We start from the raw sequence: 14,929 nt of genomic DNA, 5'->3' as shown, positions 1-14,929 counted from the left end.
TAAAATTGATATATATCAAAAAAACTATATCTTAATTTGTTTTTTTACAGCATCCCCAATATCCGTAAGACTTTTTACAACCGTAATGCCCGCAGATTGCAATGCTTTAGATTTTTCTACTGCTGTACCTTTATTACCTGAAATAATCGCACCTGCATGCCCCATACGTTTTCCTGATGGTGCAGAAACACCAGCAATATATGCAATTACAGGTTTAGTTACGTGTTTTTTAATATATTCTGCAGCTTCTTCTTCAGCACTACCACCAATCTCGCCAATCATCACAATAACTTCGGTTTTAGGATCTTGCTCAAGTAAGGCTAAAATAGAGATAAAATCGCTACCTGGAATAGGATCACCGCCGATGCCAACACACACTGATTGTCCTAAGCCAATATCCGTTGTTTGTTTAACTGCTTCATAAGTTAGTGTTCCAGATCGAGAAACGATTCCCACCTTACCTGATCGATGAATATGACCCGGCATAATACCTATTTTACATTCATCTGGGACAATAATACCCGGACAGTTTGGTCCAATCATTACGACATCATTTAGCCTTAATTTTTCTTTAACAACTAACATATCTAAAGTTGGAATACCCTCAGTAATACAGACAATTAATTTAATACCTGCATCAATCGCTTCCAAAATAGAATCTTTACCAAATGCTGCTGGTACATAAATAACACTTGCTGTTGCACCGGTTGCTTCAACCGCTTCTTTAACAGTATTAAAAACAGGTAAACCTAAATGGACTGTTCCCCCTTTACCAGGTGTCACACCGCCAACTAATTTAGTACCATAAGCTAGCGCTTGTTGTGAGTGTAAAGTACCTTGACCACCCGTAAATCCTTGGCAAATGACTTTGGTTTCTTTATTGATTAAAATTGACATAATAACCCTTCTCCACACGCCTCTTCATTAGACAACAGCAACAATTTTTTGAGCCGCATCGATTAAACTTTCTGCAGTAATAACATTTAATTTGCTTTTAGCCAAAATTTCTTGCGCAAGCTTAGCATTATTACCTTCAAGACGAACAACAACAGGAACATTAAGACCTATTTCTTTAATTGCACTAATAACCCCGTCAGCAATTAAATCACAACGAACAATACCACCAAAAATATTAACCAAAATTGCTTTCACATTTGTGTCAGATAATATCAACTTAAATGCTTCAGCGACGCGCTCTTTCGTTGTGCCACCACCTACATCCAAAAAGTTTGCAGGTTCACCTCCATGTAATTTAATAATGTCCATAGTTGCCATTGCAAGACCTGCACCATTAACCATACAGCCAATATTGCCATCCAATGATACATAGCTAATACCTTGTTTTGCAGCTATTGATTCACGTTCATCTTCTTGAGTTGTATCTCTTAAAATGGTTAAGTTTGGGTGCCTAAATAGCGCGTTATCATCTAAAACAACTTTTGCATCTAAACAAATGAGTTCATCTGAATCGGTAATAACTAATGGATTAACCTCGGCTAATGAAACATCGTTTTCTAAAAATAGTTTTGCAAAATTAACAAATAGCTTTGTAAACTGATTCACTAATTTGCCTGTTAATCCTAACTTAAATGCAAGCTCACGACCTTGGAAAGCACAAGGTCCTGTTAAAGGATCGAGTGAAGTTTTATGGATTAAGTGTGGTGATTTTTCGGCAACACTTTCTATATCAACGCCGCCTTCAGTTGAAGCCATGATCACAACACGTTTAGAACTACGATCAACCACCGCCCCTAAATAAAGTTCCTTATGAATATTAGACGCTTTTTCAATTAGAATTTTATTAACTAACTGACCTTTATCAGTTGTTTGATAAGTAACAAGATACTGCCCCAACCATTTTTCAGCAAATTGCTTTATTTCATTATAGCTTTGCGTGCAAATAACGCCGCCGGCTTTACCTCGTCCTCCTGCATGAACCTGACATTTAGCAACCCAAAGGCCTGAATCTGCCTGTGAAGATAATTCAGATAACGTATCTTGTACTTCATTAATTGAATTACAAACATACCCCTCAGGTATGGGCAAATTATATTGTTTAAAAAGATATTTAGATTGATATTCATGCAAGTTCATAAAGAAATTCCACAGCCTAAATTAATATAAAAACAGGTGATAATTCTAATGCAAGATAAATAAATTGTATAGCAAATAATAACTTATGTTTGGGGTTAGTTAGGATGATTGCTGATAGTAAGTGACAATGATATACTTCTAGAATATTTTAATATCGAAATAATAAAGGTACAAATATGAAACAAGTTGGTATTTTTTTTGGTAGTGACACTGGCAACACAGAAAATGTAGCTAAGCAAATCCAACTCATTTTAGGTAGTGACAACGCCGAGCTTTTTGACATTGCAAAAGCCACTAAAGAAAACATCGAACAATACAATTATCTATTTTTTGGCATTCCAACTTGGTACTACGGAGAATCACAAGCAGACTGGGATGACTTTTTTCCTAATTTAGAAAAAATTGATTTTAACGGTAAAACTGTGGCTATTTTTGGTTGTGGTGATCAAGAAGACTATGCCGAATATTTTTGTGATGCCATGGGAACACTTCGCGATATTATCGAGCCTAAAGGTGCAAAAATTGTTGGACACTGGTCAACCGAAGGTTATAGCTTTGAAGCGTCAAAAAGTTTAGTTGATGACACACATTTCATTGGTTTAGCAATTGATGAAGATCGTCAACCTGAATTAACTGAAGAACGTATTAATAATTGGGTCAATCAAGTCAAAACTGAAATGAAAATTTAATCTATTAAAACGATTTCTTTTATTTACCATATATAGTTCCTATAATGGGAAAATATTAATAACTTAATGGGAAGTAATATGACAAATCATGATAATGATAATAATGCAGCGCTAAAAAGCGCTGGTTTAAAGGTTACGTTACCACGATTGAAAATTTTAGAATTATTACGAGATCCTTCATGCCAACATATCACAGTAGAAGACCTTTATAAAAAACTACTGGATATGGGAGAAGAAATCGGACTTGCAACCGTTTATCGTGTTTTGAATCAATTTGACGATGCAGGAATTGTTACTCGCCACAACTTTGAGGGTGGGAAAGCTGTTTTTGAACTCGCAACTCAGCAACACCACAATCACCTAATTTGCTTAGATTGTGGTGAAGTATTCGAGTTTCGTGATGATATCATTAACGCCAGACAAAAAGAAATTGCTGAACAATATGGCATGACATTAACTTTTCATAGTTTATATCTTTATGGACATTGCCAAGCAGGTAATTGTAAAAAACATCCTGAGCTTCATCACAAAAAATAAGCCTATTCCAATAGGCTTTTTACTCATTTAGAATATATCCACTCATCTTTTTGCTAGGTTAATAATTTAATGAAACAACTTTTAAACTTTATTCCGCTTGTATTCTTTTTTGTTTTTCTAACCATGTATGATGTCTTTGTTGGCGTTCAAGCACTAATGATCGCAGCAACAGTATGCTTTCTTCTCATTCTTATTCTATATAGAAAAGTAGATAAAGTAGAGTTGATTTCTTATATAATGGTGATGATCTTTAGTGGATTTACACTTTATTTGCGTGATCCGAATATAATCAAATGGAAAGTCACTATTATTAATTTTTTATTTGCTACAGCCTTATTAGTTAGCCAATTTATTTTTAAAAAAAATCTACTTCAAAAAATGCTAGGCAAAGAAATACAACTCGATACTGCTATTTGGAATAAACTAAATTTATTATGGATCTTCTTTTTTATATTGTGTGGCGCTATTAGTTTAGCTGCAACCTACTACACAACTGATGATTTCTTTTGGATATTTAAAGTATTTATTTTACCTGGTGCATCGTTACTATTATCGTTAATATCAGGTATCTATATCTATAAAAACATGAATAAAGATATAGATGATAAACAATAAGTTAGAACAAACGGAGTATTTTAGCATGACACAAAATACAACCCCCAAAGGTCAATTAGTACTTAGAACGCTTGCAATGCCGGCTGATACCAATCCTCACGGACATATTTTTGGTGGGTGGATCATGTCGCAAATGGATCTTGCAGGCGGTATTTTATCAAAAGAGATCGCGAGAAATCGAGTTGTAACAGTAAATGCTAGCAGCATTACATTCTACAAACCCGCAATGGTCGGGGATGTTGTTTGTTGCTATGCGCATTGCATCAAAACAGGAAAAACATCTATCACTATTGGCATTGAAGTGTGGATTAAAAAAGTCATTGATACATCTGATACGACACAGCGCTTTTGTATAACAGATGCCGTATTCACTTATGTTTCAGTTGATAAACATAATAACCCCAAACCATTACCTGAAGCATTTCAGAATTATGATTGCACTCAAGACCCAATAACTAAATTAAATCTAACTAATGGCTAATTAAGTATGCAATTTACCTCATTTCATGCATTAATCAGCACTTTGATCTTTCTTACTTACTGGTTGATCATTGTTGCAACAACATTACGGATTGTCTTTAAACGAAGACCTACCACTTATGTTATTGCATGGATGTTAGTCATTTATATCTTACCACTTATCGGAGTATTCCTTTATTTTGCCTTGGGCGAAGCGCACTTAGGTCAACAACGAGTTAAACGGGCACAAAAAATGCGCCCGACTATTTCAAAATTTATTAACCGTCTAAGTGAATTTTCTGATATTTTCACCAGTAACGTTAGCCTAGTTAGCAAGCCGATTTTTCAACTTTGCAAACACCAAACAGGCCTTGATGGAATTAACGGCAATCACATTGAACTACTAAGCGAAACTAACGAAATTTTTGACCGCTTAATTGAAGATATCAATAAAGCAACGTCTAATATTGAAATGGTATTTTATATCTGGAATGAAGGTGGTCGGGCTGACGAAGTCGAGCAGGCACTCATTCAAGCAACACAGCGAGGAGTAACTTGTCGATTAATGGTTGACTCTGCCGGTAGCCGACATTTTATTAAAACGAATGCAAGTAAAAGAATGCGTGATGCTGGTATAATTATTGTCGAAGCGTTACAAGTAAACTTACTTCGATTCATGTTTAGGCGATTGGACTTACGACAACACCGAAAAGTTGCCATTATCGACAACTACATCTCTTATACAGGCAGCATGAATATTGTTGATCCTCGTTTTTTCAAACAAAATAAACATGTCGGTGAATGGGTTGATATCATGGTCAGAATGAATGGACCGGTAACGACGCTTATGAGCGCCATATATGCTAGTGATTGGGAACTAGAAACAGGCAAACATTTAACACTACCAAAAATTACTGATTTTGCCGAACCACCAGAAGATAAAAAACACATAATGCAACTAATAGCATCTGGACCGGGTTATATGGAAAACATGATCCACCAAGTGTTATTAACGGCAATTTATTCAGCACAAGAACAAATTATTTTTACGACACCTTATTTAGTACCAAGTGATGATATTCTACATGCTGTCTGCACCGCAGCTCAAAGGGGGGTAGAAGTCATCATTATCGTTCCAAAAAATAATGACTCACTAATGGTTAAATGGGCAAGTCGAGCATTTTTTTCCGAATTATTAAACGGTGGCGTAAAACTTTATCAATTCAATGATAACTTATTACACACCAAAAGCGTCCTAATCGATAACCAGTTAAGTCTTGTTGGTACTGTTAATTTAGATATGCGCAGCTTATGGCTTAATTTTGAAATTACAACTGTGATTGATGACGTAGAATTTGCTAAATCGCTATCAGTGCTCTTACAAAAATATTTATCTAATTCAGATAGCATAAAAACTGACGAATGGAATCAACGTCCAATATGGCAACGCATAGTTGAACGACTGTTTTACTTTTTTGCACCTTTACTATAATTATTGAACAAGTTTTAAGTTCACTATGATTACAAACGAATATATTACGGCTTGCTAATAACCATTTTGAGAAACATCGGGTAAAAACTGATTATCAGCTAAACGATAAACCTCGCTCTCGATAGAACCATCAGTATTAAGCGTAATTTCTCGCCAACCAGGCGCATCTTCAGTTGATACTTGAAAATCATAACATTCAGGCTTAAACTGAAAACATGTTGAAGGGGTTGAAAATGCATGACAATGATGCCAAACATAATCTTGTTTTTGATGAATGTGTCCCCAACCTATCCCTTTTACATTAGAATGTTTTTGAATAATTTGCTCTAATTGATCACTATTTTTTAAAATATGGTGATCTAACCAATGACATCCAGAATTAATTGGATGGTGGTGTAAAAAAACTAATGTATTTCGATCAGAATGATCGGTTAAAGCATTATGTAAAAATTCAAGTTCAGATTCAGGTAAAAAACCATATGCTTGACCAATAACTTGGCTATTTAATAAAACAATCAGCCAGTTATCTCCTAACTGCACTATTTTATTATCGGCCAGTTGATAATCTGCAAACACATCTTGCATCCCCTCATAATTATCATGGTTGCCAGCCAACCACACACAAGGTGTATTAAACTTGTTGATTTGCTCAGCAAAACGAGCATAAGCCTTTTTAGAACTATCTTGCACAAAGTCACCCGTTGCCACAATCAAATCAAACGTCTTATTACTACTTCCAATTTCATTTATAACAGCTTGAAAACTTGCATTGGAATTAATACCAAGCAATGAACCATCGTCCTCAGAAAAAAGATGAGTATCAGTTATATGCAATATTTTACCGTAATTTTTGTTACGAATTGGAAGTTTTAACAATGACCTCAAAATTCACCCCAATTATTTATCAATCTATAATCATGGTTAATAATGTCAGCAATAAAATAGACATTGTGACAGGGAATACAATTTTTATTTTAAATCTTAGCGTTATACAAAAGTGTAAATTAGATCACACTTTTATGAAAGAAATAATTAAATATGAACACTAAAAAAGTTATTCCCACTCTTTTTTTAATAACTGGTGATTAAGTTCTAACCATTGCAGTGCAATAATTGATGCAGCATTGTTAATTAATCCGTCTTTGACCCATTGATAAGCTTGATTACGACTGACAACATGAACTTTAATATCTTCGTTTTCTTCAGCAAGCCCATGAATACCTTTGGCGGTTGATGAATCGACTTCGCCCACCAAAATATGCAATTGTTCAGTTAAACCACCAGGTGATGCTAAATAACTGATGATAGGTTTACATCGACCAATAACAACTCCAGCCTCTTCCATTGCCTCACGTTTTGCCACTTCTTCAAATGATTCATTTTCATGATCCATCATGCCTGCAATGAGTTCTAACATCCACGGACTCTCTTGGGTTTCAATAGCAGCAATCCGGATTTGTTCAATTAGCACAACTTCATCACGTTTTGCATCATATGCTAAAAGCACTACCGCATGCCCTCGTTCCAAAATTTCACGACTAACAACCTCGCTCATTGAACCATCAAATTTGCGATATTGAAAACGATATTCAAATAAAGAAAAAAAACCTTTATACAAAATTCGTTTAGTTAGATTAAACACATCATTTTTGTCAAAATGTACCGGATTATGTTTTATTTTCATATAAGATCCCAATGTTAAACTTAATTTGAATAAAAAGTGCGAATGGCATACAAACTATGCTTACTATATACTAATAATCTGTTAAAATTACGCCATTAAAAATACTACTATATTTTAATGATTTTTAAAGAGAAGATTAATGAAAAAAACTTTAACCTTTTTAATTGGCTTAGCATTAAGCCAATCTGTATTTGCTGAAAATTTGATTCAAGTCTATGAACAAGCAAAAGAAACCAATCCAGATCTACGCAGTTCATTAGCTGAGAAAAATAAAGCATACGCGGCAATTTCAGGTTCTCGAGCAAGTTTGCTACCGCAAGTTGGTTTAAGTGCTTCTTATGGTGTAACTCATGGCCGACGTGATACAAGTGGAGTAAAATCTAAAAGCGGAAACTTATATCAAGTAGCCGTATCGCAAAGCATTTTTAATTTTTCAAATTGGAAGGCCTTAGATATTACTAAAAAACAAGCAAGTATTGCCGATATTGCTTATCAATACCAAGGTCAAACATTAATCTTAAATACTTCTGTCGCTTATTTTAATGTGCTAAAAGCGCTAGATGCATTGAGTTTTATTGATGCACAGAAAAACGCGATTGGCCGTCAGTTAGAGCAGACTCGTCAACAACACCAAGTCGGTTTAGTCGCCATTACTGACGTACAAAATGCACAAGCAAATTATGACCTAACTGTTGCCCAACAAGTTAACGCATTAAATGAACTAAACAACGCAATCGAGGATTTACGCCAAGTAAGCGGTCGTTTTTATTCTAATTTAGCCAGTGTTAACACCAATACCTTTAAAACAGAGTCCCCAGAACAAATCAGCACATTATTAAGACAATCTGAATCATCTAATCTAAATTTATTAACAATGAAATTGAACCAAGACATTGCACGTGAACAGATCAAACTCTCACAAGCAGGTCATTTACCTACAGCCAATTTAGATGCATCAACTAATTTAAATAAAACTGATAGATATGGTAATAACGTAGCGGCTGGTGCTCATAGTGGTAAATCGTATTCAGGAAATAACTATGTTGGTGTCAGTGTAAACCTACCAATCTTTTCTGGTGGTGCAACGGTATCGAAAGTTGAACAAGCACAACAAAATTACGTAAGTTTCAGTGAAAAACTAGAAAGTACTAATCGTGGCGTGATTAACCAAGTACGTTCATCCTACAACAATATTTCATCATCGATTAGCGCAATCAAAGCTTATCAACAAGCAGTTGTTTCAGCACAAAGCTCATTAGAAGCAACTAATTCTGGTTATCAAGTTGGAACAAGAACAATCGTTGACGTATTAAATGCAACAACTCAGCTTTACAGTTCTAAACGAAATTTATCAGATGCAAAATATAATTATCTAACTAGCTTACTCCAATTAAAATATGCAGTAGGAACCTTAACTGCCAACGATTTAGTTTATTTAAACAATATGTTAGGAAAAGAAGTGAGCACTTTAGTAACGATAAAATAACTATTGGTTCTTTTATGACAACTGTTAAAAAAGGCGAGCAAATCGCCTTTTTTATTATGTATAAAAAACACACCTATTACGATATTGCATTCAACACAAATTCAATAAATGCTTTTAATTTTGGTGGTTGCTGACGATCAGCAGTATAAAGCATATTAAGCGGCTTGGCAGGTGGTAAAAATTTTTGTAATATGGGAAATAATTTTTTCTGCTTAATTGGCTCTTGTAACATAGATTCTGGCAACATTGTGATACCTAATCCTTCAATCGCAGCTATCACTAACGCTGAAGTCTGATTACTTTGAAATGTCCCTGATATAGGAATATTAACTATTTCACCATTAATCATAAACGGCCAAACATGATCTTTTTTATTCTGATTCACATATTGGTAAATCAAGCATTGATGCTTTTTCAAATCATCAGGTATTAATGGAACACCATATTGCGCTAAATAATCTGGTGAGGCAGCAAAAATAAGTTGATGAGGATTAAGTTTACGAGCAATAAGCCCTGAATCACTCAAATCACCAATCCGAAAAGCAATATCAAAACCGTCCTTAATTAAATCGACATAACGATCACTTAACTGTATATCGACACTAATTTGGGGATAACACTTCATAAAACTACTAATTAATGGCACTAAAGTAAAATTACCAAAAGTAAATGGTGCACTAATTCTAAGCGTACCACTAGGTTTATCTAAAAACTGTTGCGCAAGCATAGAAGTGGCTTCAACTTCACCTAAAATACTCACACAGCGCTCATAATACTGCTTACCAAATTCGGTAAGATTTTGTGAACGTGTTGTTCGATTAAGTAACTTTAACCCTAATTGAGTTTCTAAAAAAAGAATATATTTCGCAACCATTTGCGGAGAGGTATTTAATGAGATAGATGCCGATGCAAATGAACCTGTCTTCACAGTCAATACAAAAGCCTTCATACTTCTAAAAAGATCCATATTACCAATCTCCAGTTGTTAATAAAACAATTTTAAAGCCATTTACTATCTTTTATTTTATAAATATTATAACGCAAATCAAGTAAACAAATAAAAACAGAGTAAATATATGAAAAAAATCGGCATTATAGGGGCAGGATTTGTAAGTCAAGCCTACACAACATTATTTATGCGCGCAGGTTATCAAGTTATGTTAAGTAATTCTAGAGATAAAAAGACGTTATTTAGCGTAGCCACACGCTTAAACTGCCAAATTGGGAGCCAAGAAGAAGCCATTAAATTTGGTGATATAATTCTCGTTGCTATTCCTTTTATCAATTATACACAATTACCAGCAGAGCTACTCAGCGGAAAAATAGTACTTGATGCCACTAACTATTATCCTGCCCGCGATGGTCATTTAGGACAATTAGATAATCATGAAACAACAACCAGCGAGTTAGTCGCTAAACATCTTGATAAATCTAGAGTAGTTAAAGTTTTTAATGCAATTCTCGCAAAAGATGTTATTAAAGATGCAAAGCCTAATGATAAATCAGATAGAAGAGCAATTCCTATAGCTGGAGATGACTTAGCTGCCAAACAAATTGTTTTCACTCTTCTAGAAAGTATTGGCTATGATTATGTTGATGTAGGCGCTTTATCAAACAGTTGGCGGTTTGAACGTGCAAAGCCTGCATATTGCATACCTTTAAGCCGTCAACGATTGAATGATGCTTTAGCTCAAGCCTCTAAAGAAGTTGAAGTACCACATAATTCATGGCAAACAAATAACCAATAAAAAAATATAAAAGACCAAAATGAGTCCACCTTCCAGTAGAATAAAGTTATATTTATCATATATTTAATAATTTGAATGGTTTTAATTAAATACAGATATTTGAAATATTAGAGGAAATAAAAATGACCAATACACATAAAAAATATACCGTCATAACCGGCGCAAGTTCAGGCATAGGTTATGCAACAGCTATTGCTTTTGCAAAACGAAATAAAAACCTTATTGTTATTGCAAGAAGACAAGAAAATTTGGCACTTTTACAACAAGAAATTGCAAAAATTTCCCCAGAATTAGAAGTAATTATAAAACTTTGTGATTTATCACAACCAACCAACGCTTATTCCCTTTTTAATGATTTAGACAACTATTTTATTGAAACATGGATTAATAATGCCGGTTTTGGTCATTACGGCAGTGTTAGCGATCAAGATTTAGGAAAAATCGAATCAATGCTTCATTTAAATATTGAAGTCCTAACAATTTTTTCAACACTGTATGTACGTAAATATCAAAATGAATCTGGGACACAACTAATAAACATCTCCTCCCGTGGTGGATATACACTCGTTCCTAATGCGGTAACCTATTGCGCAACAAAATTCTATGTCAATGCCTTTACCGAAGGGCTAGCACAAGAATTAAAGCAAGCTAACGCCCAATTAACCGCAAAGGTGTTAGCTCCGGCCGCGACAAAAACAGAATTTGGTGAAAAAGCAAATAATGTCAGTAAATATAATTATGATGAAAGTTTTACCAAGTACCATACAGCAAAGCAAATGGCCGATTTTTTACTGGCTTTATACGATAGCAACAAAGTTATTGGTGAGATTAATACAAAAGATTTCTCTTTTTCACTAAAAGACAGCATATTTCCTTATTCAGGAAATCCGTTAGAAAATCAAAAATAATGCAATAACGAATTTACATGCAATGTTAAATCAAACAGCAAAATATGATTTTTAACAAAATTAAACTTTGGCAGTCGTTATTTTGATTGCCAAATTTCAAAATAAAAAGAAAAACATAGCATATTGATTTAAAGTGAAGTTTTATTTACTTCGATCAAAAAATGGCGTTTAAATGAAATTGGGCGCCAGATATGAAATAGGTTTCTAAGTGTAAACGGAAAGGTTTTTATAGGTTTTTTAAAAAGCTTAAGTAACCAACCATCAGTACCCTCAAACGACATAAATTCAAAACTTACCATATGGTCAGATAAAATTTTAATATTACCAAGACCACAAGCACTAAGCCAAGCATATGCGCCACCGCCAATTCTGGCACGATCAACGATATTGTAGTTTTTTGAATCAAGTAGATAGATGAATAAAACCTCTTCCCAAGGACCGCCATCTTGTGTCACAAAAATTAAAACATAACAGTCATCATAGCTAAAAGCCATTTCTAAAAAGCGGCCTTCTAGTTTTTCAGCATAGCAAACACCATCAACTTCAACAAGCGAAATAATTTTACCTCTTTTACCTTTAGGTAGCGGTTTTAATGTAATATTAGATATCGGTTTGATCATGTTTATCCTAAAAAATGCTTACTAAAATATTAATAAAAGCCTATCAATAATAAACTTAATAAAGCCATCAATTGATAAGCAAAATAATAAAATACCCATATTAAAAATAGATTATAAAACTAATTAATGGCTAGAACACAAATCCTCCAGTTGTGTTAGCTGGGATTTCTATTAATTACCCGATAAATCAAAAATTATTGCTTAATAATGAAATTAACTTAGTTTTAACGTAAAAGAAAAGTATAACAAATAGTTGTTGTATCGTCTTCAACCTGAACAGATATAAAAATAAAATGTCTTGATTTAAATACTGGTCTCTATTTTTGGACACGCATTGAGCCCTATCAAAGTGCAATGGAATTTTTTAGAGTAGAAAAGCAAGCTCAAAAATAGTTGCATGATAGTTGATTAGCTAAACATTTATAATAAAAAAAACAGTCCCCAAAAAACTAACGCTACAATTATTTATCAAATCAGAAAATTTTATAATAAAACGCATAATTTCCTGAAACATCTTAACAAGCACATTAACTTGTTAAGATGCATTTTTTACATGATGAGAATAAAAATTACGAAATGCGCATTCCCGGTTTAGCACCACTATCTGGCGATAACAAGTACACGCCGTCACCATCATCTTTACCACTGGCACAAAGCACCATACCTTCTGAAACACCAAATCGCATTTTACGAGGCGCTAAATTGGCAATCATAATGGTTAAACGCCCAATTAGTACTTCTGGATCAGGATAAAACTGCTTGATGCCTGAAAACACATTACGGGTTTCATCACCAATATCAAGCGTCAACTGGAGTAACTTATCGGATCCTTCAACAAAACAGGCATGTTTAATTAAAGCAACACGCATATCAACTTTGGCAAAATCGTCAAAATTAATCGTATCAGCAATAGGTTCAGCAACATTTGTTTTAGCTGGTGTTGCTAGGGCAGCTTGCTCTTTTGTTTCTTCAATCATGGCTGTAATTTTATCCATATCAATACGATTAAATAGGGCTTTAAACTGATTAATCTTATGACCAGTTAACGCATTAGCAATAGTATTCCATTCTAATTTGCTATTTAAAAATACTTCTGTTCGCTCAGCTAATGAAGGCACTATTGGTTTTAAATAGGTCATTAAAATACGGAATAGGTGAATACCCATTGAGCAAATATCTTGCAATATTTGATCTTGCCCTTCTTGTTTAGCAACCACCCATGGCGCTTTTTCGTCAATATAGCGGTTAGCTTCGTCAGCAAGTGCCATAATTTCACGAATCGCCTTACCTGATTCACGTTGCTCAAAATAATCAGCAATGATTTGAGATTTTTCAACAAAATACGCATAAAGTGCAGGTTCAGCTACATTATCCGATAATTTGCCGTCAAAGCGTTTATAAATAAATCCAGCCGAACGTGAAGCAATATTAACAACTTTATTAACTAAATCGCTATTTACACGTTGAACAAAGTCTTCTAAATTTAAATCAATATCATCAATATGTGGTGACAGCTTAGCGGCATAATAATAGCGTAAGCAATCAGGATCTAAGTGTTTTAGATAGGTACTTGCTTGAATAAAAGTACCTCGCGACTTAGACATTTTTGCGCCGTCAACAGTCACATAGCCATGCACAAAAATATTCGATGGTTTGCGATGTTCGCTACCCTCTAGCATTGCCGGCCAAAATAAACTATGAAAGTAAACAATATCTTTACCAATAAAGTGATAAAGCTCAGTGCTTGAATCTTTATTCCAAAACTCATCAAAAATTGGTTTATTTTGTGTATTGCAGTAGTTTAAAAAAGAGCCCATATAACCAATTGGTGCATCTAACCAGACATAAAAATATTTACCTGGCGCATCAGGGATTTCAAAACCAAAATAAGGAGCATCACGGCTAATATCCCACGGCTGTAAGCCTGATTCGAACCACTCTTGCATTTTATTAGCGACTTGGTCTTGTAGTGTCCCTGAACGAATCCACTCTTGTAACATAGTTGAAAAAGCCGGCAGATCGAAAAAGAAATGTTCTGACTCTTTTAAAATTGGTGTTGCCCCTGAAACCACAGATTTAGGATTAATTAAATCAATCGGATTGTAAGTTGCACTACACACTTCACAGTTATCGCCATATTGATCTGGGGCTTTACAACGTGGACAAGTACCTTTTACAAAGCGATCTGGTAAAAACATCTGTTTTTCAGGATCAAATAGCTGTGAAATGACTTTGGTTTTAATATAACCATTGGCTTTTAAACGCTTATAAATTTGCGCTGATATTTCACGATTTTCTGAGCTATGAGTTGAATGGTAATTATCATAACTAATATTAAATCCCGCAAAATCACGCTGATGCTCAGTTTTCACTTCACTAATCATCTGTTCAGGCGTAATGCCAAGTTGTTGCGCTTTAAGCATAATTGGCGTGCCATGTGCATCGTCGGCACAAATAAAATAGATCTCATTACCACGCATACGTTGATAACGCACCCATACATCAGCTTGAATATGTTCAAGCATATGACCTAAGTGAATTGCACCATTGGCATAAGGCAGTGCGCAAGTCACCAATATTTTGCGTTGAGTTGTCAT

15 protein-coding genes are annotated in these 14,929 nt (G+C 34.4%); 8 read left to right on the top strand and 7 right to left on the bottom strand.

All coding sequences use genetic code 11. The features are described 5' to 3' along the window. Positions 1-24 precede the first annotated feature (24 nt). Both sucD and sucC read right to left on the bottom strand, forming a co-directional pair. Entirely contained in the window at positions 25-897 is an 873-nt protein-coding gene (sucD, locus tag GYX25_RS00235) for a succinate--CoA ligase subunit alpha (RefSeq protein ID WP_091347677.1), read from the bottom strand. 27 nt (positions 898-924) lie between these two features. Further along, positions 925-2,094, bottom strand: a complete 1,170-nt coding sequence (gene sucC, locus GYX25_RS00230) for an ADP-forming succinate--CoA ligase subunit beta (RefSeq protein WP_174786415.1) — start codon at positions 2,092-2,094, stop codon at positions 925-927. Between the two features lie 176 nt (positions 2,095-2,270). Between sucC and fldA the strand changes: the two genes are divergently transcribed. From fldA to cls, 5 genes are all read left to right on the top strand, one after another. Next, the gene (gene fldA / locus GYX25_RS00225) at positions 2,271-2,783 is read left to right on the top strand and encodes a flavodoxin FldA (protein ID WP_091347682.1); all 513 of its coding nucleotides are present in this window, start codon (positions 2,271-2,273) and stop codon (positions 2,781-2,783) included. Between the two features lie 78 nt (positions 2,784-2,861). Further along, positions 2,862-3,320: a ferric iron uptake transcriptional regulator gene (gene fur / locus GYX25_RS00220; protein WP_091347684.1), complete on the top strand. Its 459-nt coding sequence runs from the start codon at positions 2,862-2,864 to the stop codon at positions 3,318-3,320. A gap of 69 nt (positions 3,321-3,389) precedes the next feature. Next, entirely contained in the window at positions 3,390-3,935 is a 546-nt protein-coding gene (locus tag GYX25_RS00215; protein WP_091347687.1) for an inner membrane-spanning protein YciB, read from the top strand. 25 nt (positions 3,936-3,960) lie between these two features. Next, positions 3,961-4,416: an acyl-CoA thioester hydrolase YciA gene (yciA, locus tag GYX25_RS00210; protein ID WP_091347748.1), complete on the top strand. Its 456-nt coding sequence runs from the start codon at positions 3,961-3,963 to the stop codon at positions 4,414-4,416. A 6-nt stretch (positions 4,417-4,422) separates the two neighbouring features. Then, positions 4,423-5,886 carry a cardiolipin synthase gene (cls, locus tag GYX25_RS00205; RefSeq protein ID WP_091347690.1) on the top strand — a complete coding sequence of 488 codons (1,464 nt, stop codon included), beginning with the start codon at positions 4,423-4,425 and terminating at the stop codon, positions 5,884-5,886. Between the two features lie 54 nt (positions 5,887-5,940). Here the strand turns inward: cls and cpdA are convergent, their stop codons facing one another. Together cpdA and nudF are read right to left on the bottom strand one after the other, a co-directional pair. Beyond that, complete coding sequence (gene cpdA / locus GYX25_RS00200) at positions 5,941-6,762, bottom strand: 3',5'-cyclic-AMP phosphodiesterase (RefSeq protein WP_238785920.1); 822 nt, start codon at positions 6,760-6,762, stop codon at positions 5,941-5,943. A 178-nt stretch (positions 6,763-6,940) separates the two neighbouring features. Next, positions 6,941-7,570: an ADP-ribose diphosphatase gene (nudF, locus tag GYX25_RS00195; RefSeq protein WP_091347696.1), complete on the bottom strand. Its 630-nt coding sequence runs from the start codon at positions 7,568-7,570 to the stop codon at positions 6,941-6,943. A gap of 139 nt (positions 7,571-7,709) precedes the next feature. Between nudF and tolC the strand changes: the two genes are divergently transcribed. Continuing rightward, positions 7,710-9,056 (top strand): outer membrane channel protein TolC, encoded by a 1,347-nt coding sequence (gene tolC / locus GYX25_RS00190; protein WP_091347699.1) that lies wholly within the window; start codon positions 7,710-7,712, stop codon positions 9,054-9,056. A gap of 76 nt (positions 9,057-9,132) precedes the next feature. Here the strand turns inward: tolC and GYX25_RS00185 are convergent, their stop codons facing one another. Beyond that, on the bottom strand, positions 9,133-10,023 hold the full coding sequence (locus tag GYX25_RS00185; RefSeq protein ID WP_091347702.1) for a LysR family transcriptional regulator: 891 nt from the start codon (positions 10,021-10,023) through the stop codon (positions 9,133-9,135). Between the two features lie 109 nt (positions 10,024-10,132). Here GYX25_RS00185 and GYX25_RS00180 point away from each other — a divergent pair, with 109 nt between their 5' ends. Both GYX25_RS00180 and GYX25_RS00175 read left to right on the top strand, forming a co-directional pair. Continuing rightward, positions 10,133-10,804 (top strand): NADPH-dependent F420 reductase, encoded by a 672-nt coding sequence (locus GYX25_RS00180; RefSeq protein ID WP_091347704.1) that lies wholly within the window; start codon positions 10,133-10,135, stop codon positions 10,802-10,804. Between the two features lie 122 nt (positions 10,805-10,926). Next, positions 10,927-11,712 (top strand): SDR family NAD(P)-dependent oxidoreductase, encoded by a 786-nt coding sequence (locus GYX25_RS00175; protein WP_174786414.1) that lies wholly within the window; start codon positions 10,927-10,929, stop codon positions 11,710-11,712. Between the two features lie 128 nt (positions 11,713-11,840). On the opposite strand, the gene GYX25_RS00170 is transcribed toward GYX25_RS00175, so the two are convergent. Both GYX25_RS00170 and metG read right to left on the bottom strand, forming a co-directional pair. Beyond that, on the bottom strand, positions 11,841-12,332 hold the full coding sequence (locus GYX25_RS00170) for a hypothetical protein (protein WP_091347708.1): 492 nt from the start codon (positions 12,330-12,332) through the stop codon (positions 11,841-11,843). 569 nt (positions 12,333-12,901) lie between these two features. Further along, positions 12,902-14,929 carry a methionine--tRNA ligase gene (gene metG / locus GYX25_RS00165; protein WP_174786413.1) on the bottom strand — a complete coding sequence of 676 codons (2,028 nt, stop codon included), beginning with the start codon at positions 14,927-14,929 and terminating at the stop codon, positions 12,902-12,904.

The sequence above is a fragment of the Gilliamella sp. ESL0254 genome, from assembly GCF_013344985.1.
In the GTDB taxonomy this organism is placed as follows: domain Bacteria; phylum Pseudomonadota; class Gammaproteobacteria; order Enterobacterales; family Orbaceae; genus Gilliamella; species Gilliamella bombicola.
Note: the sequence above shows the minus strand (reverse complement) of the source record. Positions and strands in the feature narration are given on the sequence as shown.

Coding starts and splice junctions, on each gene's coding strand:
- sucC (WP_174786415.1), bottom strand. CDS start 2,094: ATGAACTTGCATGAATATCAATCTAAATATCTTTTTAAACAATATAAT.
- GYX25_RS00215 (WP_091347687.1), top strand. CDS start 3,390: ATGAAACAACTTTTAAACTTTATTCCGCTTGTATTCTTTTTTGTTTTT.
- metG (WP_174786413.1), bottom strand. CDS start 14,929: ATGACAACTCAACGCAAAATATTGGTGACTTGCGCACTGCCTTATGCC.
- GYX25_RS00170 (WP_091347708.1), bottom strand. CDS start 12,332: ATGATCAAACCGATATCTAATATTACATTAAAACCGCTACCTAAAGGT.
- fldA (WP_091347682.1), top strand. CDS start 2,271: ATGAAACAAGTTGGTATTTTTTTTGGTAGTGACACTGGCAACACAGAA.
- nudF (WP_091347696.1), bottom strand. CDS start 7,570: ATGAAAATAAAACATAATCCGGTACATTTTGACAAAAATGATGTGTTT.
- cls (WP_091347690.1), top strand. CDS start 4,423: ATGCAATTTACCTCATTTCATGCATTAATCAGCACTTTGATCTTTCTT.
- tolC (WP_091347699.1), top strand. CDS start 7,710: ATGAAAAAAACTTTAACCTTTTTAATTGGCTTAGCATTAAGCCAATCT.
- GYX25_RS00175 (WP_174786414.1), top strand. CDS start 10,927: ATGACCAATACACATAAAAAATATACCGTCATAACCGGCGCAAGTTCA.
- fur (WP_091347684.1), top strand. CDS start 2,862: ATGACAAATCATGATAATGATAATAATGCAGCGCTAAAAAGCGCTGGT.
- GYX25_RS00180 (WP_091347704.1), top strand. CDS start 10,133: ATGAAAAAAATCGGCATTATAGGGGCAGGATTTGTAAGTCAAGCCTAC.
- yciA (WP_091347748.1), top strand. CDS start 3,961: ATGACACAAAATACAACCCCCAAAGGTCAATTAGTACTTAGAACGCTT.
- GYX25_RS00185 (WP_091347702.1), bottom strand. CDS start 10,023: ATGGATCTTTTTAGAAGTATGAAGGCTTTTGTATTGACTGTGAAGACA.
- sucD (WP_091347677.1), bottom strand. CDS start 897: ATGTCAATTTTAATCAATAAAGAAACCAAAGTCATTTGCCAAGGATTT.